The following is a 21,572-nucleotide window of genomic DNA, read 5'->3' as shown; positions in this document are numbered from 1 at the left end:
GCACCGGTCGGCCGCCGGCACGGTAGCGCGGGGCCTCTTAGTGAAAATCGGCTGGTACTAAAAGTGGGTTGGTCGGGGAAACAGACTAGTGGGCCGCCCTGCCCGTCGCCTTCCGCGCATCTTTCCTGCGCTTGGTGACCTCGGGATGGTGCCTGGAAAGGGCGATCACCCCCACGATAGCAAGTGAAGCAGCCGTAGCCATGGCAATCGCCATCACGGCGTGGACGTCCGGGCGCAGCTCGCCCAGGATCACGATTCCGATGGCGATCCCCACAATCGGGTCGATGACCGTCAGCCCGGCGATGACCAGGTCCGGCGGGCCACCCGAGTAGGCGCTCTGCACAAACCAGGAACCCAGGCCGCCGGCCGCCGCGATGGCCACCACCGAATACCACTGGACATTAAGCAGTGCCAGCCCGTTCGGATCCAGCAGGTGCTTGCCGATGATACGTGTCAGTACCGCGACGAAGCCGAACAGCACGCCGGCGCCGAGGATGTAGACAAACGCGCTCATCCGGTGCCGGAACATGACCGCCAGGGTACCGAACACGCCGACGGCCAGTGCCAGCAGCAGCACAATGGTGAGTTCGTCCTCCTGGCTCACGTGGTGGTTCTCCTGCGTCACGTTGACGGCGAGGAGGACAAAAAGCGCGGAGCCGGTCACACAGGCGGCAATGGACACCATGGTGGCCCGGTTGATGGTGATGTCCTGGTCGCGGGCGTTCACCACGGTGGTAATAACCAGCGCAATTGCGCCGATCGGCTGCACCACCGTCAGCGGCGCGGAGACCAGCGCCACCGCGTTCATTCCCATGCCGACGCACAGCAGGAGTAGTCCCAGCATCCACCGCGGATTACGGAGCAGTCGGAGGAAGCCGTTTGAACTCAGCGCCAGCCCGCCGGTGTCGGCTTTGACGGCGCTCCCCTGCTTCTGCGCTCCCAGGGCAAGGCAGAACGCCCCCAGTACCGCCAGCAGAACCGCCACCCCCACCATCAGGCGGTGCCGCCGTCGGGATGGGACTGCTTGCGGCCCTTCCGCAGAATTGCCCAGAAATAGTTGTACGCGGCAATCCAGTGGCCCGCTAGCCCGAGTCCCAGCACGATCCAGGCCGCAACGTACAGCGGCCCGGCAAACGGGGTGTCCAATCGCGAGAGGACCAGCAGTGGTGTGCCCAGAAGCAGTAGTCCGGTGCGGATTTTGCCCACGCGGCTCACCGGCAGGTCCGGATGGCCCCGGAAGTAGGAGAGGGTCAGCACCAGGAGCACCGCGTCCGGCACCAGGAGTGCGGCCAGGTACAGCCAATGGACGACGCCGGCAATCACCAGGGTGACCGCCACCGCGATCAGGGCCAGCCGGTCAGCCAGTGGGTCCATGACCCGGCCCAGCTTGGACGCCTGGTCGAAGCGGCGGGCCACGTAGCCATCAATCCAGTCGGTTCCCGCCATGACCACCAGAACCACAACGGCGATCCCATACTCCTTCTGGGCCAGGACCAGCCAGACAAAAAGCGGCACGCCCATAAAGCGCAGCACCGTCAGGGCGTTGGGGATGGTGAAGACGCGGTCGTGGTCAATCTGGGGGCGGCCGGGTCGCGCGCCAGCGCCGATGAACCTCAATCCGTCCCCCCTTCCTTAGCCCAGTGTGACGTGTGTGTTGTTAGGGGTTCCGCAGCAGCCTGCGCAGGAGTACCACAAAGATTGTTGCTGAGGCTGCAAGGGCGGCAAGCGGCTTCCAGCGGAGGCCGGTGCCGTCCGGGGACCCGGAGAAGGCAGCGAACTTTTCGCTGGCCGCGGCCGCGCCGTGTTCAACTGCGGCCTTGCCCTGCCCCAGTTTTACCTGGGCAGCGCCCAGCAGGAACATGGCCTGTGGCTTGATGTCGAGTTCGGTATCGAGTTCGTCGCGGACCTGTGCCAGGTGGCGACGGCGCTGTTCCAGGCGGCGGTGAAGCTCGGGCTCGGACGCGTGCGGGAACTCCTGCTTGTGCGCCGCGGCTTTGGCTTCCTTTTCGGCCTTGGCCTTCGCGGCAGCTTCGTCCTTGGCAGCCTTGGCGGCCTTGGCCTCCGGGCTGGCCGGATCCAGCAGCGCAGCGTTGAAGCGCGAGCCTTCCTTGGCGATGCCGAGATCGTGCTTGATCCCGCGGATAGTCTCGGCCGGGACCAGGGGCATGGCCTGCTTGAATTTGCGGAGGCCGATCAGGGCACCGATGAGGGCGATGACCAGAAACACGGCGCAAACGAGCAGCGCGGCCAGCCACGCCGGCATGATGGTGGCCAGGCCCATAATGGCGGCCACGATCAGGCCAACCACAAGGAACGCCACAAAAATAAGCGCGATGGCCAAGAAGGCGGCGGCGACGCCCACCTGGATGCCCTTGCGCTTGAGCTCGATCTTAGCGAAGGCGATTTCGTCGCTGAGCTGGCGGGGGGCCAGACGAAAGAGTAGTTTCAGCGTCCGGGGCAGCGCGGTGATCCGCAATCCCTGGCTGGTGCGCCCGGTGTGACGTCCGCTCATCGGTTCCCGCCTAACTTGTTGCGTAGTCTGCTGCCTGGTCGATTCGGCTACCGTGTGCTGTGGGAGCCCGCGGCAGCACGGTCCCGCCCCCAAAACTATCATTCAGGTTCAGGGCAAACTTCCGGGTCGGCCGCACGGCGCGCCTGCAACCTCGGAAAGATGGAACTTCCGGGCCTAGGATTGATCTCCGTGACCATTCACTCGAATCCGGGCGATTCGCTGACCCGCCGCCGGAAACTGATGTACATCCTCCTCCTCGGTGCCCTCACCGCGTTGGGTCCCTTCACAATCGACCTGTACCTGCCTGCGTTCCCGGCACTGGAAGCGAGCCTGGGGGTCACCGAGGCCCAGGTCCAGCTGACCCTGGCCGGCACCACCGTGGGCTTTGCCCTCGGCCAGCTGGTGGTGGGCCCGTTCAGCGACAAGTTCGGCCGGCGGCTCCCGCTGATCCTGGCCACCGCGCTGCACATCGCCTCCTCCGTGGGAGCCGCCCTGTCCACCGACATCTCCACGCTGGGCCTCTTCCGCGTCCTCATGGGCGTGGGTGCTGCAGGCGGCGGCGTGGTGGCCATGGCAATGGTGCGGGACCTGTTCTCCGGCTATGCCATGGTCCGGATGTTCTCGCGCATGGCACTGGTGAACGGGCTGGCGCCGATCCTGGCCCCGGTGATCGGATCACAGCTGCTCCTGGTAATGCCCTGGCCCGGAATCTTCGTGTTCCTGGCCGGCTACGGCACCCTGGTCATCATCGCTGCTCTCTTTGTGGTCCGCGAAACATTGCCACCGGAGAAGCGCGGCCTGACAGGCATGACCGCCGGCCAGCGCTACAAGGTACTTTTTACGGACCGGATCTTCGTGGGCCTGCTGATTGTGGGCGGCATGAACTTTGCCGGCCTCTTCACGTATCTGTCCGCGTCGCCGTTCCTCTTCCAGGACATTTTCGGGTTCTCGCCACAGGAATACGGCCTGCTGTTCGGCATCAATTCCTTGGGCATTGTGGCCGGCGTCCAGATCAGCTCCAGGCTCATCCGGACTGTCCCGCCGCAGTGGATCCTGGCCTGTTCCACGGCCTGGATGTTCCTTATGGCCCTGCTGATCGTGGTCTTTGACCGGGCGGGCCTGGGGCTCTGGGGCGTGATGGTTCCGCTCTGGTTCTACATCATGGGCGCAGGCTTCACGTTCCCCTGCGTGCAGGTGCTGGCGCTGTCCAGCCACGGCGCCCAGGCCGGGACCGCTGCCTCGCTCCTGGGCGCGGCGACCTTCCTGATGGCCGGCCTGGTTTCCCCGGTGGTGGGCTGGCTGGGCATCACCAGCTCCACCCCCATGGGCGCCGTGCAGGCCGCGTGCATCCTGTTGGCGATCGCGGGCCTCTGGCTGATCGTCAGGCCGCGCACCGTGCCGTCGATCCACTGAACCCGTCGATCCATTGATGAAGCGCGTGAAACGCCGGCCGCACCGCAACCCCCGGGGACTGTTCCTCGGGGCGGTGCTGGGCGGCGTCGCCGGTTACTTCCTTGGGCGCGTGTTCGGCAGTGGCGCCATCGGCATCATCCTCGGCGCGCTGGCAGGCGCCGCCCTGCTGTACCGGGTGAATCCCGGCCCCTGGAACCGCCCGTAGCTGCAGGGACCTGGCGGTAAAAATTCCGGCCGCCCACGGAGGGGCCCCCTGCCGCCGGGAAGCTTTCCCACGATAAAATGAATCCGTGCCCAGCTGGCAGTTCTCCTCCCCGCCTCCGGCCACATGGCAACGCTGCGACTCAGGCATCTTGCCCATGTGGTGGGACCGTCTGTGCGCGCAAACCGGCCAGCAGTCCGCGGCCCTCTACGCCGCCGGACTCTTCACGGACGACCGACGGCGGCCCATCGCGCAGTGGTACAACGCCGCCTTCAACGCCGCCCTCCTGGTGGCCCCGGAGACCTCGCCTGAGTGGCCTGTGCAGCGCTTCGGCATCTTCTACGCGCCGCCGGCCTCCGGCTTCGCCCGGGTGCACTCAGCGCCCCATGAGTGGCATCCGCGGGAGCCCCGCAAGTACCCCACCGAGCAGGACGCCTTCCACGCGGCCATTGCCGAAGCTGAACGCTTCCTGCAGGTGGAAATGGACTTTGTCTGAAAGCAAAAGATCCCCGCCCTCAAGAGAGGACGGGGATCTTTTGTTTGTTTGCTCCTCCTGCTGGACTTGAACCAGCAACCCTTCGATTAACAGTCGAATGCTCTGCCAATTGAGCTAAGGAGGAATGAAGCAGGTATGACCATAGCAAAGGTTTCCCGGGAATGGGAAATCGGCGGCGGTGCACCCCGAAATACCCTCCCCGGGTATATAAAATCCCCGTTCCGGAGACCCGGAACGGGGATTGTGCGCTCCTCCTGCTGGACTTGAACCAGCAACCCTTCGATTAACAGTCGAATGCTCTGCCAATTGAGCTAAGGAGGAATGAAGCGGGTACCAGCCTAGCAAAGTCCCCGCAGGGAGTGAAATCGGCGCGTTTCAGGCGTCGGAGCGCAGGGCCCGGCGTTCCATTTCGAGCATCATCAGTTCCCGGTTGAGCCGCTGGAACGCCTCAGGATCCGCTGACGGATCCAGCCGCTGCAGCTGGCCCATTTTGTCCGCCTTCACCCGCGTGATCTGGAGCTCGAACAGCCGCGACAGAATGTCCTTGCAGTACTTCTGGACCGCTTCAGCGGTGCTCGCGGGCAGCGGTACCACGGCAAGTTCGGACACCATCGGTCGCAGGGGTTCCGGGACTTCGTGCATCACCTGCTCCACCCAGCGCAGGGGTTCGCCGATCAGTCCGGGACCCGAGGCACGCATGGCGTCGTGGACGGCCTGGAACGCCGGGGTAACGAACCGTGCGGCCGCGAAGCGCTCCCAGATGCCGCCGCCCAGGAGGGCGGACTCCTGCAGCGCCACCTCCAGCGCCTGCCGCTCCATTGAGGCCACGGGGTCCCGGGGGTCGGGCCGCTGGTAGGAAGGGACAGCGCCCGACGTCGGTCCGGCAGCCACGCCGGGTCCGCCCGCCTGGGCAGGTCCCGCCGGGGCGGACCCCCTCTGACCCGGGGCACCGGCAGGCGTCCCGGGAACCGACGGCCCGCCCGCAGCGGTTCGCTTCATGGCGACGCCCACAGCCCGGCTGACGTCCTCGACTGACATGCCGAGCCAGCCGGCGAGTTCGCGGGCATAGGCGGGCCTGATGCCTGCATCGCGGATCTGCGCCACCACCGGAGCCGATTCCCGCAGCGCGGCCACGCGGCCTTCCACGGTGTCCAGGTTGTGTCGCCTGAGCGTGGCCTTGATGGCAAACTCGAACAACGGCCGGCGCGTGGCGATCAGGTCCCGCACGGCGGCGTCCCCGCGGTTTTGGCGCAGGTCGCAGGGGTCGGCGCCGGTGGGCTCCACCGCCACATAGGTCTGGGCGGTAAAGCGCTGGTCTTCCTCGAAGGCACGCAGGGCAGCCTTCTGCCCGGCGGCGTCGCCGTCAAAGGTGAAGATGACCTCTCCCCCGGTGCCGTCGTCGGACAGTAGCCGCCGGGCGATCTTGATGTGCTCGGTGCCGAACGCCGTGCCGCAGGTGGCCACCGCCGTCGGGATTCCCGCCAGGTGGCAGGCCATCACGTCCGTGTATCCCTCCACCACCACAATCTGGCGGTCTTTGGCGATACTGCGCTTGGCGAGGTCAATCCCGTAAAGCACCTGGGACTTCTTGTAGAGCGTGGTTTCGGGGGTATTGAGGTATTTGGGGCCCTGATCGTCCTCATACAGCTTGCGGGCGCCGAATCCGATGGTGTCGCCGGCGATGTCGCGGATGGGCCAGATGAGCCTGCCGCGGAACCGGTCATAGATGCCCCGGTTGCCCTCGGAGAACATCCCGGTCAGCTTGAGCTCCTGGTCCGTGAAGCCACGGCCGCGGAGGTGCTTCAGCAGCGCGTCCCAGCCCTGCGGTGCGTAGCCCACGCCGAACTGCTCCGAGGCGGCGCGGTCAAAGCCGCGGCCGAACAGGAAGTTGCGGCCTTCGGCGGCGCCGGGCGTCAACAGCTGGGCGCGGAAGAACTCATCGGCGATTTTGTGGGCATCCAGGAGGCGCTGGCGCTTGCCCACTTCCTCACGGTTGGGGCCGGTACCGCCGTCTTCGTAGCGCAGTTCGTACCCGATGCGCGCAGCCAGCTTTTCCACTGCCTCGTGGAATGAGGTGTGGTCCTGTTTCTGCACAAAGGCGATGACGTCCCCGTCTTCACCGCACCCGAAGCAGTGGTACCGGCCCACCTGGGGGCGCACGGTGAACGACGGCGACCGCTCGTCGTGGAACGGGCACAGGCCCTTGTAGGTTCCCAGCCCGGCACCCTTGAGCGTGACGTAGCCGTCAACCACTTCCTTGATGTCCGTGCGCTGGCGTACTTCGTCTATGTCTTCACGTTTGATCAGGCCAGCCACAGAGCCATCCTAGCCCCGGGGCGCGGGCGCCATCCGCGGCGTATGGCGTTTGTCACCACAGCGACGGCAGGCTCCCCACAAGCCGTTCGTACATTGCCAGCGCCGATCCGTCTGTCAGCGACGCCACCTGGTCGATGACCACCCTGAGCCGTGCGCCGTCGTCGGGCGCGTCCCGCCAGTCGGCCGCGAACATCGGCTCCAAGTGCCGGTCCCCCGTGGCATTCACAGCGGTGACCAGCGCGTGCAGCACTTCGCGCTGGCGCTCGTAGATGGGCTGGCGGTGTTCGGTGGTCATCACAAACGTGGTGGCCAGGCCCTTCATCACCGCGATCTCCATAACCGTCTCGTCCGGGACCATCAGCTCGGCGCTGTACCGGGTGAGGTTTTCCGGCCCGTAAACGGCGCGGGTGGTCTCCAGGGCGCTCTGGCAGAACCGGCCGATCAGCTGGCTGGTCATGTTCTTCAGCGCGGCCATGGATTTGCGGCTGCCATCGGCTTCGCGGACCCATACGTCGGTGGCTTCCAACCGGGCCAGGGCAGCGTCGATCGCGGCGGGGTCGTTGTGCGGAAGGTACCACTGCTTGGCGTAGCCCACCACACGGGCACGGTGGTCCGGGTTGTCCATCCAGCGCAGCTGGAAGTGCCCGGCCACGATCGCGTCCTCGACGTCATGCACGGAATAGGAAATGTCGTCGGCCAGGTCCATAACCTGCGCCTCCAGGCACGAGCGGCGTTCCGGCGCACCCTCCCTGATCCAGTTGAAGATGGGCAGATCGTCCTCGTAGGCGCCGAACTTGCTGGTGCGCTGGCCGTGGATCACCGGCGCGTTCAGCGCGGACCAGGGGTATTTCGCCGCCGCGTCCAGGCTGGCCCTTGTGAGGTTCAGGCCGGCCGGGCGCCCGTCGGTGGCCAGGACCTTGGGCTCCAGCCGGGTCAGGAGCCGGAGGGTCTGGGCATTGCCTTCGAAGCCGCCGATGGCATGGGCCACCTCGTTCAGGGCGGACTCGCCGTTGTGTCCGAACGGCGGGTGCCCCAGGTCATGGCTCAGGCAGGCGGTGTCCACCACATCCGGGTCACAGCCCAGGGCGCGGCCCAGCTCCCGGCCCACCTGGGCAACTTCGAGGCTGTGGGTCAGGCGGGTGCGGACGAAGTCATCCGTATCCGGTGCCACCACCTGCGTTTTCGCCCCGAGGCGGCGCAGGGCCGAGGAGTGCAGTACCCGGGCGCGGTCCCGCTCAAAATCGGAGCGGTAGTTGTTTTTCGGCGGTTCCTCCACCCAGCGGGCGGAATCGTGGGCCTCGTAGCCGGGCAGGGCCTGTGCCGTAGTGCGTGTCTCAGCCACCGGAAACATCCAGCTCTGCGGCAGAGATGTCCTGGGACTGCGCGGCGTTCAGGGCACGGGATTCCAGCCAGTCCTTGGGCAACGCCGGCTTCTTGGGCGATCCTGCCCTGCCGCGCGGGCCCTCGGCGTCAACGCCGGGGTACGGCGAGTCCAGGTCCAGCTGGTCCAGGGTCTCGCGGAGGATTTCGAGGCTGGTCACCAGGGCCAGCCTGGTCCGCAGTTCGCCGCCCACCACGTAGCCCTTGAAGTACCAGGCGATGTGCTTGCGGATCTCGCGCAGGGCCTTGCCTTCATCGCCGAAAGTTTCGACCATCAGCTCGGCATGCCGGTAGACGCTCTCGGCCACTTTGCGCACGTCCGGAGTGTAGCGTTTGTCGCTTCCCTCAAAGGCCGCCATGAGGTCACCGAACAGCCACGGGCGTCCCTGGCAGCCGCGGCCCACCACCACACCGTCCACACCGGTTTCCCGGACCATCCGGACGGCGTCCTCCGCGGACCAGATGTCGCCGTTGCCCAGGACGGGGATGTCCGGCAGGGCTTCGCGCAGGCGGGCGATCGCCGCCCAGTCGGCCTGGCCGGAGTAGAACTGCGCCGCGGTGCGACCGTGAAGCGCGACGGCGGCCACCCCGGCATCGCGGGCGATCCGGCCGGCGTCGAGGTACGTCAGGTGGTCATCGTCGATGCCCTTGCGCATCTTGATGGTGAGTGGGACATTGCCCTTGGACGCTTCCTTGACCGCGGTCTGGACGATCGAGGTGAAGAGATCGGTCTTCCAGGGCAGGGCGGACCCGCCGCCGCGCCGGGTCACCTTGGGAACGGGGCAGCCGAAGTTCAGGTCAATATGGTCCGCGCGGTCCTCTTCGACCAGCATGCGCACTGCCTGGCCCACCGTAACGGGGTCCACACCGTACAGCTGGACGGAGCGGACTTTTTCGTCGTCGTCGTGCGAGATGATGCGCAGCGATTCGGGCGTGCGTTCAACGAGGGCGCGCGAGGTGACCATCTCCGCGACGTACAGGCCGCCGCCGTATTCACGGCAGAGCCTGCGGAAGGCGGAGTTGGTGATGCCCGCCATCGGAGCCAGGATCACGGGGGTGTCCACCGTAATGGGGCCCAGCTTCAGGGGCGGGAGTTCCAGCTTGGGGGCGGGAGGCGTTGCAGTAACAGTCACCTGTCCATTGTCGCAAAGGCGGGCAAATCGACGGGCCACGCCCTTTTGAACTGTCTGGAAGCGCCTGGCGGCCAGTTGCCGTTCAGGCGCGGTCTGCCCGTCGCCCCCTCCGGGTGGTGGCAGGATCGGCGGAATCTAACGTGGACTGCCGCGACCGCCGCTCGAAGGCGGCCGCTGCGAGCGCACCGGTGTCGCCGACGTCGTCCGCGTTGATGGCGGCCGCGCCCGAGGTGCCGTCGGAGGTGCCGTCGGGGCGGCGGTCTTCGTCCACGACGCCGACGGCGGGCTGACCCGCCGTCCGGACGCCGGTTGCCTTGACCACCAGCACCGCGATCAGGGTGGTCACCGGGATGGCGAGGACCAGGCCAATCGAGCCGACGAGTGTCCGGATGACTTCCTCGGAAAGCTCGGCGCTGGTCAGGGTGTCCCCCAGCGGCCGGTCATACAGCATCACAATGATCAGGATGGGCAGGGCGGCGCCGGCGTAGGCGAACGCGATGGTGTAGACCGTGGAGGCGATATGGTCCCGGCCGATCCGCATGGCGGAGGTGAAGAGCTTGCGGGCGCTGGCGCCGGGGGCCAGCTCGTAGAGTTCCCAGACGGCGGATGACTGCGTGATGGTGACGTCGTTCAGGACACCAAGCCCGGAGATGATCAGGCCGCACAGGATCACCCCGGAAATGGAGATGTTGGCCGAGGTATTGATCAGGGTGGTGGCGTCGTGGCTGCCCACTCCGGCGAGGTTGGCGGCGTCGGTGGCCCACGCCGCCAGCAGCGCCGTGATGGCCAGGCCAAACATGGTGCCCAGCAGCGCCGTGGACGTCCGCGCGGAGAAGCCGTGCGCGAAATACAGGACCCCGATCATGATCACCGTTGACCCCACCAGCGCCAGCAGCAGCGGAGGCTTGCCCTCCACCAGCCCGGGCAGCATAAAGCCGGCAAGGACGAAGTACGCGCCCACCAGCCCCAGGAGTGCCCGGAGTCCCCGCCAGCGCGCCACCGCGATGACCACGAGGGCGTAGAGGAGAGCCAGGATCACGATGGGCAGGGTCCGGACGAAGTCAACAAAGATGTAGGCCGGAGACCCCTGCGACGCCGCGGCGCCTGGGGCGTTGGAAAGATTCAGGTACCTGATCTGGTCCCCCGGCTTCACGCCGTGGGATTGTGCCACTTCCGGGTTGATCATCACCTTGACGGGGCTGCCGCCCTGGTCCGGTTCGGTAAAAGCGAACATGCATTCGGAGCCGGCGGGGGCGGGCTGGCCGGTGCCGTCTGAGGACGGGCCTGCGGCCGTGGAGCCCTCCATGCAGCTTTCTTCGACGACGCTCTGGATCTTGCCGGTATCAAACGTAACGCCGGGCGCCGCCGAATAAGGGCTGGCGAGGGAGATCCCCTCCTGGGACCCGGACGGCCACAGCATGGCCATGCCCGCGAGGGTCAGAAGCGTCAGCGGCACCAGAACGGAAGCCAGGATGCGGTTTGCCTTCCGACGGGCAGCAATCGCCTGGGCCGTCGGCTCCGAATGATCTGTTGAAACGTGGGTGTGACCGGAGCCCATCAGCAGTTGAACCTCATACCTTGAACTCTACGTCCGGCGCCTTAGGGTTGGTAAATGGCAGGAACCGGGAGGGACCACGCGTGACGGACCGCAGGACTGAATTCCACACCAACGAGCCTGCAGCGAGGCGGGAGGCGGCACTCCGTGTGCTGGCGGCCACTGGAACAACCCGGGGCGTGGCACTGGTCCTGCACGGGGGCAAGGCACACAGCTATGAGCCGGTGGCGGCGCGCCACTTGAGCCCGCTGCGCATGGTCACCTTCGCCCGTCACCTGCACCGTGCCGGGAAAGACCACGGACTGGCGGTGTGGTCGCTGCGGAACAGCGTGCGTGGCTGGAACGGGCCGGACAGGTCCGCGCTTCAGGATGCGCGCTGGGCCCTCCAGCAAATCAATGCGCAGCACCCTGGAGTTCCCGTGTATCTGGTGGGGCACTCCATGGGCGGCCTCACCGCCGTGTGTGCCGCGGACGATCCGCAGGTGGACGCCGTGGTGGCGCTGGCTCCGTGGCTCAGCCCGGAGACGCCCGCCACACCGCTCACCGGACGCAAGGTCCTGATTGTCCACGGCACTGGAGACCATATGACCAGCCCGTCCCAGTCCTTGACGTTCGCGCGCCGCGCCACTGGGGCAGCAGCCTCCATGCAGTATGTTTCGCTGCGCGGAGCCGGGCATTTTATGTTCCGCCGAGGCCGGCTATGGCACGTGTTGGCCACCGGTTTCGTGATGAAGGCTTTCGCCGAGCGCACCGGATTCACACACCAGGCGGCGCGCACGCTGGCTGAGCTGGTGCCCGGGTCCTCCGCCGAGGTGGCCCTATGAGCCCGTTTCCCTGGCCGGAGTTCGCGGCGTCGCTGCCCTGGACAGCACTGGCAGTCCTGGCGGTCCTGGCGCTGACGTTTGCTGTGGCCGTCCGGCAGGGCCGGCACTCGGTGATGGACGTCGCGTGGGGCCCCGGCTTCGTCGCGGTGGCCGTGGTGTCCTGGTTCCTGTCAGCCGGATCGGGCGATGACACCCGCCGGTTCCTGTTGCTTCTCCTGACGGCCGTCTGGGGGTTGCGGCTCGGAGTCCATATTGGCTGGCGGGCGCGCGACGGCCACGAAGACCCTCGCTACAAGGCCCTGCTGGACCCCGCACCCGGATCCAGGAACACCTATGCGCTCCGCCGTGTCTACCTGCCGCAGGGCGTGGTGATGTTCTTTGTGTCCCTGACGCTGCAGGTGGGGATGTTCGCCACCGGGCCTGTGGGATGGGTGGCCGTGCTCGGCATCCTGCTGTGGGTGACGGGATTTGTGTTCGAGACCGTGGGCGACTGGCAGCTGGCCCAGTTCAAAAAGGATCCGTCCCGCCGCGGCACGGTGCTGGATACCGGTTTGTGGCGGTACACCCGGCATCCCAACTATTTCGGCGATGCGGCCATCTGGACGGGGCTGTTCCTCATCGCCGCAGACTCCTGGCCGGGGGTCCTGACCATCCTGTCGCCGGCACTGATGGTGTGGACGCTGGCCGGGAAGACCGGGAAGCCCCTGACGGAAAAGGCGATGTCCGGCCGGCCCGGCTACCGGGAATATGTCGAGGCGACCAGCGGCTTCATCCCGTGGCCGCCCAAACGCCGCTGACCTCCCAAACTGGGTAGCGCTAAGTGTCGTATTGGGGGTCCAAAACGACTGTTAGCGCTACCTAGTTGGGGGTGGTGGGTCAGTCCGAGACGACCAGCGTTTCGGCGCCGGCCTGGCGCGCCTTGCCGGATTCCAGCAAGGGCTCGACGGCGGCGCGCAGCGCTGCCATCGAATCGTCCAGTTCCAGCATGACCGGATGCTGGTACGCCAGGAGCGAGAGCAGGTCACGGACCGCGGCTGCGGCGTCGTCCGCTTCCAGCGCAGGTTCGTGGCCCACAAACACATCCGTGGCCTTCGCGCCCAGGGCCGACGCGTCCGCCGTCGGGTCCTGTGCCGCCTCCGCATAGCTGACTGCAAACGCGCGGATCCGGCCCTTCCTGCTGGGGGAAACCCCGGCGCCAAAGGCGGATCCCGGCTCGGCGCGCAGCACAATCGCACCGTGGGCGCCGGTGAGGTCATCCAGGAACAGTTTATGCACCTGCCCCACCGACAGCACGCCCGGCGAATCCCAGCCGTGGATGGACGTGTAGTACCGCCCCACGACGTCGGTCAGCTCGACGGAGCCGGTGGCGAGGTCCATCACAACGTCGGAACCGGCGTTTTCGTCGTTGGCCGGCCCGCCGCCGTCGTTCTTCGCGGGGAACACCGGCAGCTTCAAGGCGCCCGGCTCCACCACCACCAGCCGGGAACGCTGGATGGGCGCGAGCCCGAACGCCTCTGCGAACGCGGCCCCGGCAGTGCCCGGCTGCACCTTCGCGCGCAGCCTGGTAACGCCCGACGGCGCCTGCTCGGCTTCGCGGCGCAGCATGGTCAGGAGCGTGGCACCGATGCCGGCACGGCGGTGATCGCGCGCCACCTCGATGTAGGTCCACAGCCGTTCCGGGTGCAGCGAGGCTTCATAGACCACGCCCGCCGCCACCGGAATGCCAATGCCGTCAATGACGTCCTCGGCCACGATGCAGCGACGCCACGGGGTGCCGTCCGTGCCGGCCGAGGAGACGGCCAGGGCACCGCGGAACTGCCGGGCCTGTTCGGTCTCCGGGCCGCCCCAGATTTCCAGCAGCGTCAGGTCATCGCCCTCAAGCCATTCGCGGTATTCGATGGCCATTCTCAGGCGCCGATCAGGCGGGCGGCCAGGTAGCCTTCCACCTTGTCCAGCGAGACGCGTTCCTGGCTCATGGTGTCGCGTTCGCGGATGGTCACGGCCTGGTCCTCGAGGGTGTCGAAGTCCACGGTGATGCAGAACGGGGTGCCGATCTCGTCCTGGCGGCGGTAGCGGCGGCCGATCGCGCCGGCGTCGTCGAAGTCGATGTTCCAGTTCTTGCGCAGCTGCGCGCCCAGGTCCTTGGCCTTCGGCGAGAGGTCCTCGTTGCGGCTCAGCGGCAGCACCGCGGCCTTGACGGGAGCCAGGCGCGGGTCCAGGCGGAGGACGGTACGGACGTCGACGCCGCCCTTGGCGTTGGGTGCCTCGTCTTCGGTGTACGCGTCCACCAGGAACGCCATGAAGGATCGGGTCAGGCCCGCGGCCGGCTCGATCACGTACGGTGTGTAGCGCTCGTTGGTGGCCTGGTTGAAGTAGCTCAGGTCCTGGCCGGAAGCCTTGGAGTGCGTGGAGAGGTCGAAGTCCGTTCGGTTGGCGATGCCTTCGAGCTCGCCCCATTCCGAGCCCTGGAAGCCGAAGCGGTATTCGATGTCCGTGGTGCCCTTGGAGTAGTGGCTCAGCTTTTCCAGCGGGTGCTCGAAGAAGCGCAGGTTCTCTTCCCGGATGCCCAGGCCGGTGTACCAGGACATGCGCTCTTTCATCCAGTACTGGTGCCACTCTTCGTCCGTGCCGGGCTCAACGAAGAACTCCATTTCCATCTGCTCGAATTCACGGGTGCGGAAGATGAAGTTGCCGGGTGTGATCTCGTTGCGGAAGGACTTGCCGATCTGGCCGATGCCGAACGGCGGCTTCTTGCGGGACGTGGTCAGTACGTTGCTGAAGTTCACAAAAATGCCCTGGGCAGTTTCCGGGCGCAGGTAGTGCATGCCTTCCTCGCTGGCCACCGGGCCGAGGAAGGTCTTGAGCAGGCCGGAGAATTCCTGGGGTTCAGTCCATTCGCCGCGGGTGCCGCAGTTGACGCAGGCAATGTCCTTCAGGCCGTTCTCGGCGGGGCGGCCCTTCTTTTCCTCGTACTCTTCCTCGAGGTGGTCCGCACGGTAGCGCTTGTGGCAGGAAAGACACTCTACGAGCGGGTCCGAGAAGACGTCAACGTGGCCGGAAGCTTCCCACACCTGGCGGGGCAGGATGACCGAGGAATCCAGGCCCACCACGTCCTCGCGGCCACGGACCATGGACTGCCACCACTGGCGCTTGATGTTTTCCTTCAGCTCAGCACCGAGGGGTCCGTAGTCCCAGGCAGAACGGGAGCCTCCGTAGATTTCACCGGCCTGGAACACAAAACCCCTTCGTTTGGAAAGGGAAATGACCTGGTCGAGTACGGATTTTGCTGCCATGGTGGACTCCAATTTCTACAGGGCCGCTGGGTGCGGTCCGCGGGTATCTGGCCCCGCTGCACGTGGGTGCATCACCGCTGGGTGCGGGCGGGGCGGGCGAAGGAACAAGATGCAGAGAACTGCGTGTCCTAGCCTACCGGCCACTGCCTCCGGAAGCTGCCTGCCTCCGGAAGGCGCCCCGCGGCCACGGCAGGGTGGCCAGGATGATGGCGGCCAGCGTCAGCAGTGTGCCCAGGATGGTGGCCGGGGCCACGATGCTTCCCGGGGCCGGCACCAGAAGGTCCAGCCCCAGGGAGCCCAGGAGCTGTCCGGCGATCATGCCGAGCCCGGTCACCAGCACTCCCAGGCTGCGGACCAGCAGCGCACCCAGGCCGATGAACACGCACCCCATGGGCCCGCCCAGATAGTACCACCACTCGGCCGGCAGCGGATTGCCCGGCCCAAAAACAGCCACCTTGATGGCCAAAGCAGCCCACAGGAACACCGAGCCGGCCACGAAGTTTACCAGCGTGGCGGCGATGGGCGAACCGTAGTGGACCGTGGCCGTCCCGTTCATGGCCTGTTGGAAACTCATCAGGAACCCGGCCAGGACAGGGAGGATCAACGGAAGAACCAAGGTCTCCAGCCCACCTGCTCCGTCCGCAGGAGCGCCCGGGGAGCCCGGCGAGCCGGCCAGCCGCGGCGAAACCGCCCATGCGACGGCGGCAACCGTCAGCACGCACCCGATGACCCGCATGGGAGTCACGGCCCGCTTGCCGGCAGGTCCGATGCCCAGCCGGTCCACCAGCAGCCCGCTCAGTGTCTGCCCCGTCACGGCGGCGACGGTAAACAGTGCCACGCCCAGGATGCCCACGGTGAAGGACTGCGCGAAGACAAAAAGGGCACCGATTCCGCCGGCCAGCACGTACACGGGCGGGAAAGCCCGGGTCCGGACCGCCGGCAGGATCCTGGCAAGACCGGCGCGGCCGCTGGGCAGGATCAGGGAGATCAGGACCATCACCACCAGACCGGTACTGAAACCCACTACGGCCGCGGCGATGCCGTCGTTGAGCCGGACGCCGAGGGCGCCGTTGATCCGGCCCTGGACGGGAATGGCCAGTCCCGCGCCGACGGCCAGCGGGAGCCCCGCGAACCGCGGCAGCCGTGGGGTGTGGGTCATTGGATTCACCTTACGTCAGGCATTATTACTTGTATGAGCAACCAGGACATTCAAGAGATCCCCATCCGCGACAGCATGATCCGTCTTGGCCAGCTCCTGAAGCTCGCCAGCCTGGTGGAGGACGGCGTGGAAGCCGCTGAGCTGATCAAGAACGGACTCGTCAAGGTCAACGGCGCGATCGACGACCGCCGCGGACGCCAGTTGCACAACGGCGACACCGTCACCGTGAACGGGCAGACCGTGAAGGTCGTGGCCCCGGGGGCCTGATTTAGCAGGCCTGATTCAGCCTGAGTCGGCGAGGACAGCGTAAGCGGCCGGCGGCACTGTGCCGCCGGCCGCCGTCGTACGTTTATTTGTTCAGCACCTCATGGGTCAGGAACTCGGAGACGTGCCCGATTTCCTGCTGGTTGATGCCGTGCCACATGCCCGTGTAGAGCACCTTGGTGAGCTTGACGTGCCCACGCATCCAGCCCATGGTGTAGTCGATCTTGTCGGCGGTGATCACGGGGTCCTGCTGGTCCCGGCCCCAGAAGAGCGGCACTGTACCGTCCAGGTCGCCGTCCTTGAAGGTGGGGTCCCCGTCCGCGTTGACCACAAAACCGGAAAGCCCGACGACGGCGGCATAGTCAGCGGGGCGCTGCCGGAGCAGCGTGGTGGCCATGGCCATTCCCATGGAAAAGCCGAGCAGGGTCACCGACGGGTGGTCGGCTTTGACGGTGTCAATCCAGTCCTGCACGTAACCGGCTGCAGCCTTGACGGCGTCGAGCGTGTATACGATGGAGGCCGTCAGGGGGAACCACATAAACCCGGGGCCCGTGGCCAGCGGCGCCCGGAGTGAGGCAACAACAAAATTTTCGGGAAGCATGTCCGCCAGGCTCAGGAGGTCCTGTTCGTTGGCGCCGTAGCCGTGCAGCAGCACCAGCAGCGGCTTTCCGGAGCGCTGGTCCTCCGGCCGGGACCACAGAACAACAGGGGCGGGAAATACTTGGGCGTCAGTCATGGTTTCCATTCTTACAGTTACCCTGCGGTAACTACATACGGTGGCGTAGCTTGTGAGGGAGGAGGCAGGATAGGACCGTGAATGACGCAAAAGCCATGCAGAGTCCGCCCACGGCCACGGCAGCCCACCCCTGGAGCCGCTACGTAGCGATGGGAGATTCGTTCACGGAGGGCATCGGCGACCCGGACCCAACCAGCCCCGGCGGCTTCCGCGGCTGGGCAGACCGTGTGGCCGAGGAACTGGGCCGGAGCCAGGCGGACTTCGCCTACGCCAACCTGGCCGTCCGCGGCCGGCTCCTGCAGCAGATCGTGGACCAGCAGCTTGCCCCGTGCCTGTCGCTTAAACCGGACCTGGTCACCCTTTCCGCCGGCGGCAACGATCTCATCAGGCCCGGCGGCGACCCCGATGCCCTCGCCGAAAAACTTGATTCAGTGGTCCAGATCCTGGCCATGGGCGGCGCCACGGTGGTGCTGTTCAACGGTCCGGATACCGGTTCCTCGGTCCTGGGACGGATCCGCAGCAAGGTGGCGATCTACAACGAGAACCTGCGCACCGTGGCGGCCCGCCATGATGCCATCATCGCCGACATGTGGTCGCTCAAGCAGCTGAACGATCCGCAGATGTGGGGCGAGGACCGCCTGCATTTTTCGCCGTTGGGACACCACACCATCGCCGCCATGGTGCTGGAATCGCTTAACGTGAACCACACGCTCGAGCCGCTCCGGCCCAAGCCCGTGCCGGTCCGCACCTGGCGTACAGCCCGCTCCGAAGACCTGGTGTGGGCGCGCGAGTACTTTGTCCCCTGGGTGGTGCGGCGGCTGCGCAACCGTTCCTCCGGCGACGGAATCACCGCAAAACGTCCGACGCCGGGCCCTGTGTTCGGCCCGGGCGTTCCGTTGGGTTCCGGCGAGGGGCCGCTGGGCACCACCGACGCCCGGCGCTAGCGGTGGCCCGGTACGGTGTGGCGCGGGCGCACAGTGACACAGGCGGCCATGGATCCGGATGAAGTGGTCCGGCGCCGGCTTCACGCCCAACGGCTGCGCGGGCCCGGCCTGGCCTCCCCGGCGGACATCGTCCGGCACCTGCTGGCTGTCCAGGCGCAGGAGTTTCCCTATGCCCGCTGGAGCCTGGCGCAACGGACCGGCTTTTCCGGAGCTGCCTCCGGGGCGGCATCTCATCGTGTTGCAGCCGCTGCTGAGGTGGCCACAGCACTGGACGTGGAGCAGGCGGTGTCCGACGGTCGCATCCTCCGCACCCATATCTTGCGGCCCACCTGGCATTTTGTGCACCGGGACGATCTTCGCTGGCTGACGGCCTTGTCCGCACCGCGGCTTCACCAGGGCAACGCGGGCATGTACCGGCGGAGCGGGATTGATGCCGCCGCCGCAGCCCGGAGCGGGCAGGTCCTGGCCGAAGCCGTCCAGGGCGGCCGGCACCTGACCCGGGAACAGCTGGCCGCGCGGCTTCAGGACGCCGGGTTCGCTGCGACTGGCTTCGGGCTCGCCTACCTGATCATGCACGCCGAGATCAGCAGGATTCTGGCCAGCGGGTCGCCGGTCCGCAGTCCTGGCGGTGCGCTCAGGCAGACCTATGCCCTCTTCGACGAGCGCGTGCCCGCCGGCCGGGCCGCGCCGCTGACCCGGGACGAAGCCCTCAGCGAGCTGGCCCGGCGCTATTTCACCAGCCGCGGTCCGGCCAGGATCAAGGATTGTGCCGACTGGTCCGGGCTCACCATGGCCGACGTGCGGCTCGGCCTCCAACAGTCCCTGGCGGCAGCCCCGGGGACGCTGGCTACTTCGGTGATTGACGGCGTCGTACATTATTTCGACGCCGGCACCGAGGGCGGCCATGCCACGCCTGCGGCCGGACCTCGGATCGACCTGATCCAGGGCTACGACGAATACGTGATGGGCTATTCAGCCACCCGGCACTATCTGGGTGGCAGTACGCCGGCGTTCCCGGTTGCCGGGGCGCCCATGCATGTGGTGCTGCTGGACGGGCGGATGGCCGGCTCCTGGCGGCACACCATGTCCGCCGGCCGCTGTGAGCTGGATATCCGTCTGTTCTCTGCCGCGGACCCGGCCACGGGCTCCCGACCGGACAGTGCCGCGGACAGAGCGGTAGACGACGCCGTGCAAGACGCCGTGGACCGGTATGGGGCCTTCCTGGGGATCCCGGCCGCGCGTGTGGGCTCCGGGGTTAAGCTGGAAGGACACATATGAGAGGCGCTACACCGTGAACAGCATGTTTTTCTGGATCATCATTCTGTCGTTCGTGATACCGATGGCGATGCGGATGTACCGGAAGTCCGTCAACAAACGGAACCAGGAGCAGAGCTTTTCCGGACGCTACCCCGAGCAGTTTCCAGGCGGCGGGCAGTACCCCGGACCGCAGAACAAACAGCCCCGTGACGGCTACACGCAGCAGGATTACATGAGTGGCGGCTTCCGCCAGGTCATGAGCCCGCAGCCCCTGCCGCCGAGCCAGCCGTTGCCGCCCATGCAGCCGATTCCATCTGCAGACCAGCAGTTCCCGCCGTACGGGCAGCCGGTGCCGGAGCCACGCTCGGAAGCACCGCAGCAGCCTGCCGCCCCCGCCATTCCCCTGCCGCCGTCGGGCCCGCAGGGCTACCGTGCCCGGAAGCTTGCCGAACTTGACCAGCAGTACAGCAACGGCGAGCTGGCCATGGAGGAATACATGAAGCGCCGCTCCGACATCATGAACGGCTAGCTTCCGGGCAGTTGCCTCGTCCAGCTACTTCCTAGTCCACCTGCGGGAAGCCGAGGTCGATGACGGACGTGGCAGGATCCGGCCATCGCGTCGTCACCACCTTGCCCCGCGTGTAGAAGCGGATGCTGTCCGGTCCGTACATGTGCGTGTCGCCGAACAGGGAATTCTTCCAGCCGCCGAAAGAGAAGGTCCCCACCGGCACCGGGATCGGCACGTTGACACCCACCATGCCGGCCTCGACGTCGAACTCGAATTGCCGGGCGGCGCCGCCGTCGCGTGTGAAGATGGCAACACCATTGCCAAACTCGTTCTCATTGACCAGCTGTACGGCGTCGCTGTAGCTGGCTACCCGGACCACGGACAGGACCGGGCCGAAGATTTCGTCGTCGTAGACCTTCATGCCCGGTTTGACGTGATCCACGAGGCTGACGCCGATGAAGAAGCCGTTCGAATCAAAGTCCTGGGTGCGTCCGTCGACGACGACGGTGGCGCCTTCGTTTTCGGCGCCGGCCACGTAGGAGGCAACTCTGTCGCGGTGTTCTGCCGTGATCAGCGGCCCCATCTGCGAGGACGGGTCTGTGCCGGGGCCGATCTTGAGCGTAGCCATCCGGCTGGTGATTGCCGCAACCAGGTCATCGGCGATGTTCCCCACGGCCACCAGCACGCTTACAGCCATGCAGCGTTCACCGGCCGAACCGTAGGCCGCGGAAATCGCCGCATCGGCTGCCATGTCCAAATCGGCGTCGGGCAGGACCACCATGTGGTTCTTCGCTCCGCCGAGGGCCTGGACGCGCTTGCCGTTATCGGCGGCGCGTTTGTAGATGGACTGCGCGATGGGCGTTGAACCGACGAAGCTGACAGCCCTGACGTCCGGATGTTCCAGCAGGACGTCCACCGCCTCCTTATCGCCGTGGACCACGTTCAGGACGCCCGCCGGCAACCCTGCTTCGGCGAAGACCTCTGCGATGAACACAGCCGACGATGGGTCTTTTTCACTGGGCTTGAGCAGCACCGTATTGCCGCAGGCGAGCGCGCTGCCGATCATCCAAAGCGGCACCATCGCCGGAAAGTTGAAGGGCGTAATACACGCCACCACGCCGACGGGCTGCCGGACGGAGTGCACGTCCACACCGTTGGAGACCTGCTCGGACCGTTCGCCCTTGAGCATGTGAGACAGCCCGGTGGCGAATTCGATGTTCTCCAGGCCGCGCGAGATCTCTCCCTCTGCGTCGGAGAGTACCTTGCCATGCTCGCTCGTGAGAATGGCCGCTAGCTCGGGTTTGCGCTGCATCAGGATCTCACGCACCCGGAAGAAAATGTTGGTGCGCTTGGCCAAGCTGGTCGCCCGCCAGCCGGGAAGCGCAGCCTTGGCTGCGGCAATGGCTTCCTCCACCCGGGCGGCGGAGGCGAAGGCAACCTGTTTTTCCTGCTCTCCCGTTGCCGGGTTGAAGACGGGACCGAAGCGCTCAGCATCGCTGATGCGGACGCCGTTGATGAAGTGCGGAATGGTTTGCATGGTGATCTCTTTCCTGGGGCAATTCACGGTGCAATTCTTGGGG

Annotated in this window: 21 protein-coding genes and 2 tRNA genes; 9 read left to right on the top strand and 14 right to left on the bottom strand. The window is 66.5% G+C overall.

Annotation, left to right across the window (positions count from 1 at the left end; translation table 11 throughout):
• Positions 1 to 85: 85 nt before the first annotated feature.
• Genes AC50YA_RS17650 through AC50YA_RS17640 form a run of 3 tightly spaced genes read right to left on the bottom strand, consistent with a single transcriptional unit; the run spans position 86 to position 2,512 of the window.
• Positions 86 to 994: a DMT family transporter gene (locus AC50YA_RS17650; RefSeq protein WP_494983527.1), complete on the bottom strand. Its 909-nt coding sequence runs from the start codon at positions 992 to 994 to the stop codon at positions 86 to 88.
• Positions 994 to 1,617, bottom strand: a complete 624-nt coding sequence (locus AC50YA_RS17645; protein ID WP_494983526.1) for a CDP-alcohol phosphatidyltransferase family protein — start codon at positions 1,615 to 1,617, stop codon at positions 994 to 996. The genes AC50YA_RS17650 and AC50YA_RS17645 overlap by 1 nt, the downstream gene beginning before the upstream one ends.
• Before the next feature lie 40 nt (positions 1,618 to 1,657).
• On the bottom strand, positions 1,658 to 2,512 hold the full coding sequence (locus AC50YA_RS17640) for a phage holin family protein (RefSeq protein WP_494983525.1): 855 nt from the start codon (positions 2,510 to 2,512) through the stop codon (positions 1,658 to 1,660).
• Positions 2,513 to 2,671: 159 nt separating this feature from the next.
• On the opposite strand from AC50YA_RS17640, the gene AC50YA_RS17635 reads away from it, so the two are divergent.
• From AC50YA_RS17635 to AC50YA_RS17625, 3 genes are all read left to right on the top strand, one after another.
• On the top strand, positions 2,672 to 3,925 hold the full coding sequence (locus AC50YA_RS17635) for a multidrug effflux MFS transporter (protein WP_494983524.1): 1,254 nt from the start codon (positions 2,672 to 2,674) through the stop codon (positions 3,923 to 3,925).
• A gap of 25 nt (positions 3,926 to 3,950) precedes the next feature.
• The gene (locus AC50YA_RS17630) at positions 3,951 to 4,130 is read left to right on the top strand and encodes a hypothetical protein (RefSeq protein WP_494983568.1); all 180 of its coding nucleotides are present in this window, start codon (positions 3,951 to 3,953) and stop codon (positions 4,128 to 4,130) included.
• An 85-nt stretch (positions 4,131 to 4,215) separates the two neighbouring features.
• Positions 4,216 to 4,623, top strand: coding sequence for a hypothetical protein (locus tag AC50YA_RS17625; RefSeq protein WP_160669514.1), 408 nt, complete (start codon positions 4,216 to 4,218; stop codon positions 4,621 to 4,623).
• A gap of 51 nt (positions 4,624 to 4,674) precedes the next feature.
• On the opposite strand, the gene AC50YA_RS17620 is transcribed toward AC50YA_RS17625, so the two are convergent.
• The 6 genes from AC50YA_RS17620 to AC50YA_RS17595 all read right to left on the bottom strand — a co-directional run bounded on the left by AC50YA_RS17620 (position 4,675) and on the right by AC50YA_RS17595 (position 11,010).
• Positions 4,675 to 4,747: transfer RNA gene (locus AC50YA_RS17620), tRNA-Asn, on the bottom strand.
• Positions 4,748 to 4,871: 124 nt separating this feature from the next.
• Positions 4,872 to 4,944 (bottom strand) — tRNA-Asn (locus tag AC50YA_RS17615).
• A gap of 54 nt (positions 4,945 to 4,998) precedes the next feature.
• The gene (gene dnaG, locus AC50YA_RS17610; protein ID WP_494983523.1) at positions 4,999 to 6,939 is read right to left on the bottom strand and encodes a DNA primase; all 1,941 of its coding nucleotides are present in this window, start codon (positions 6,937 to 6,939) and stop codon (positions 4,999 to 5,001) included.
• 52 nt (positions 6,940 to 6,991) lie between these two features.
• Positions 6,992 to 8,290: a deoxyguanosinetriphosphate triphosphohydrolase gene (locus AC50YA_RS17605; RefSeq protein ID WP_494983522.1), complete on the bottom strand. Its 1,299-nt coding sequence runs from the start codon at positions 8,288 to 8,290 to the stop codon at positions 6,992 to 6,994.
• Complete coding sequence (gene dusB, locus AC50YA_RS17600; RefSeq protein ID WP_494983521.1) at positions 8,274 to 9,452, bottom strand: tRNA dihydrouridine synthase DusB; 1,179 nt, start codon at positions 9,450 to 9,452, stop codon at positions 8,274 to 8,276. The genes AC50YA_RS17605 and dusB overlap by 17 nt, the downstream gene beginning before the upstream one ends.
• 82 nt (positions 9,453 to 9,534) lie before the next feature.
• Entirely contained in the window at positions 9,535 to 11,010 is a 1,476-nt protein-coding gene (locus tag AC50YA_RS17595; RefSeq protein WP_494983520.1) for a YibE/F family protein, read from the bottom strand.
• A gap of 80 nt (positions 11,011 to 11,090) precedes the next feature.
• Between AC50YA_RS17595 and AC50YA_RS17590 the strand changes: the two genes are divergently transcribed.
• Both AC50YA_RS17590 and AC50YA_RS17585 read left to right on the top strand, forming a co-directional pair.
• Complete coding sequence (locus AC50YA_RS17590; RefSeq protein WP_494983519.1) at positions 11,091 to 11,831, top strand: alpha/beta hydrolase; 741 nt, start codon at positions 11,091 to 11,093, stop codon at positions 11,829 to 11,831.
• Entirely contained in the window at positions 11,828 to 12,628 is an 801-nt protein-coding gene (locus AC50YA_RS17585) for a DUF1295 domain-containing protein (RefSeq protein ID WP_494983518.1), read from the top strand. The genes AC50YA_RS17590 and AC50YA_RS17585 overlap by 4 nt, the downstream gene beginning before the upstream one ends.
• Positions 12,629 to 12,707: 79 nt before the next feature.
• Here the strand turns inward: AC50YA_RS17585 and AC50YA_RS17580 are convergent, their stop codons facing one another.
• The 3 genes from AC50YA_RS17580 to AC50YA_RS17570 all read right to left on the bottom strand — a co-directional run bounded on the left by AC50YA_RS17580 (position 12,708) and on the right by AC50YA_RS17570 (position 16,283).
• Positions 12,708 to 13,736 carry a GNAT family N-acetyltransferase gene (locus AC50YA_RS17580; RefSeq protein ID WP_494983517.1) on the bottom strand — a complete coding sequence of 343 codons (1,029 nt, stop codon included), beginning with the start codon at positions 13,734 to 13,736 and terminating at the stop codon, positions 12,708 to 12,710.
• 2 nt (positions 13,737 to 13,738) lie between these two features.
• Positions 13,739 to 15,124, bottom strand: a complete 1,386-nt coding sequence (locus AC50YA_RS17575; protein WP_160678738.1) for a glycine--tRNA ligase — start codon at positions 15,122 to 15,124, stop codon at positions 13,739 to 13,741.
• Between the two features lie 133 nt (positions 15,125 to 15,257).
• Complete coding sequence (locus AC50YA_RS17570) at positions 15,258 to 16,283, bottom strand: DMT family transporter (RefSeq protein ID WP_494983516.1); 1,026 nt, start codon at positions 16,281 to 16,283, stop codon at positions 15,258 to 15,260.
• Positions 16,284 to 16,316: 33 nt separating this feature from the next.
• On the opposite strand from AC50YA_RS17570, the gene AC50YA_RS17565 reads away from it, so the two are divergent.
• A complete protein-coding gene (locus tag AC50YA_RS17565; protein WP_494983515.1) occupies positions 16,317 to 16,550 on the top strand; it encodes an RNA-binding S4 domain-containing protein in 234 nt (77 codons plus the stop codon).
• Between the two features lie 82 nt (positions 16,551 to 16,632).
• On the opposite strand, the gene AC50YA_RS17560 is transcribed toward AC50YA_RS17565, so the two are convergent.
• Entirely contained in the window at positions 16,633 to 17,283 is a 651-nt protein-coding gene (locus tag AC50YA_RS17560) for an alpha/beta hydrolase (protein ID WP_494983514.1), read from the bottom strand.
• Between the two features lie 95 nt (positions 17,284 to 17,378).
• On the opposite strand from AC50YA_RS17560, the gene AC50YA_RS17555 reads away from it, so the two are divergent.
• The 3 genes from AC50YA_RS17555 to AC50YA_RS17545 are packed head-to-tail and all read left to right on the top strand — an operon-like array spanning position 17,379 to position 20,013.
• Positions 17,379 to 18,227: an SGNH/GDSL hydrolase family protein gene (locus tag AC50YA_RS17555; protein ID WP_494983567.1), complete on the top strand. Its 849-nt coding sequence runs from the start codon at positions 17,379 to 17,381 to the stop codon at positions 18,225 to 18,227.
• Positions 18,228 to 18,275: 48 nt separating this feature from the next.
• Positions 18,276 to 19,505, top strand: coding sequence for a winged helix DNA-binding domain-containing protein (locus AC50YA_RS17550; protein ID WP_494983513.1), 1,230 nt, complete (start codon positions 18,276 to 18,278; stop codon positions 19,503 to 19,505).
• 22 nt (positions 19,506 to 19,527) lie between these two features.
• Complete coding sequence (locus AC50YA_RS17545) at positions 19,528 to 20,013, top strand: hypothetical protein (RefSeq protein WP_494983566.1); 486 nt, start codon at positions 19,528 to 19,530, stop codon at positions 20,011 to 20,013.
• Between the two features lie 31 nt (positions 20,014 to 20,044).
• Here the strand turns inward: AC50YA_RS17545 and AC50YA_RS17540 are convergent, their stop codons facing one another.
• The gene (locus tag AC50YA_RS17540; protein WP_494983512.1) at positions 20,045 to 21,529 is read right to left on the bottom strand and encodes a CoA-acylating methylmalonate-semialdehyde dehydrogenase; all 1,485 of its coding nucleotides are present in this window, start codon (positions 21,527 to 21,529) and stop codon (positions 20,045 to 20,047) included.
• Positions 21,530 to 21,572: the final 43 nt, after the last annotated feature.

Source organism: Pseudarthrobacter sp. RHLT3-21, from assembly GCF_059383495.1.
This window is presented reverse-complemented; position numbering and strand designations above follow the sequence as displayed.

What these genes read in the sequence shown, in the direction of transcription:
- AC50YA_RS17650 (WP_494983527.1), bottom strand. Translation starts at nt 994, where the DNA reads ATGGTGGGGGTGGCGGTTCTGCTGGCGGTACTGGGGGCGTTCTGCCTT.
- AC50YA_RS17575 (WP_160678738.1), bottom strand. Translation starts at nt 15,124, where the DNA reads ATGGCAGCAAAATCCGTACTCGACCAGGTCATTTCCCTTTCCAAACGA.
- AC50YA_RS17580 (WP_494983517.1), bottom strand. Translation starts at nt 13,736, where the DNA reads ATGGCCATCGAATACCGCGAATGGCTTGAGGGCGATGACCTGACGCTG.
- AC50YA_RS17585 (WP_494983518.1), top strand. Translation starts at nt 11,828, where the DNA reads ATGAGCCCGTTTCCCTGGCCGGAGTTCGCGGCGTCGCTGCCCTGGACA.
- AC50YA_RS17545 (WP_494983566.1), top strand. Translation starts at nt 19,528, where the DNA reads ATGTTTTTCTGGATCATCATTCTGTCGTTCGTGATACCGATGGCGATG.
- AC50YA_RS17570 (WP_494983516.1), bottom strand. Translation starts at nt 16,283, where the DNA reads ATGACCCACACCCCACGGCTGCCGCGGTTCGCGGGGCTCCCGCTGGCC.
- AC50YA_RS17540 (WP_494983512.1), bottom strand. Translation starts at nt 21,529, where the DNA reads ATGCAAACCATTCCGCACTTCATCAACGGCGTCCGCATCAGCGATGCT.
- AC50YA_RS17555 (WP_494983567.1), top strand. Translation starts at nt 17,379, where the DNA reads ATGCAGAGTCCGCCCACGGCCACGGCAGCCCACCCCTGGAGCCGCTAC.
- AC50YA_RS17565 (WP_494983515.1), top strand. Translation starts at nt 16,317, where the DNA reads ATGAGCAACCAGGACATTCAAGAGATCCCCATCCGCGACAGCATGATC.
- AC50YA_RS17595 (WP_494983520.1), bottom strand. Translation starts at nt 11,010, where the DNA reads ATGGGCTCCGGTCACACCCACGTTTCAACAGATCATTCGGAGCCGACG.
- AC50YA_RS17560 (WP_494983514.1), bottom strand. Translation starts at nt 17,283, where the DNA reads ATGACTGACGCCCAAGTATTTCCCGCCCCTGTTGTTCTGTGGTCCCGG.
- AC50YA_RS17640 (WP_494983525.1), bottom strand. Translation starts at nt 2,512, where the DNA reads ATGAGCGGACGTCACACCGGGCGCACCAGCCAGGGATTGCGGATCACC.
- AC50YA_RS17635 (WP_494983524.1), top strand. Translation starts at nt 2,672, where the DNA reads ATGGAACTTCCGGGCCTAGGATTGATCTCCGTGACCATTCACTCGAAT.
- AC50YA_RS17550 (WP_494983513.1), top strand. Translation starts at nt 18,276, where the DNA reads ATGGATCCGGATGAAGTGGTCCGGCGCCGGCTTCACGCCCAACGGCTG.
- AC50YA_RS17605 (WP_494983522.1), bottom strand. Translation starts at nt 8,290, where the DNA reads ATGTTTCCGGTGGCTGAGACACGCACTACGGCACAGGCCCTGCCCGGC.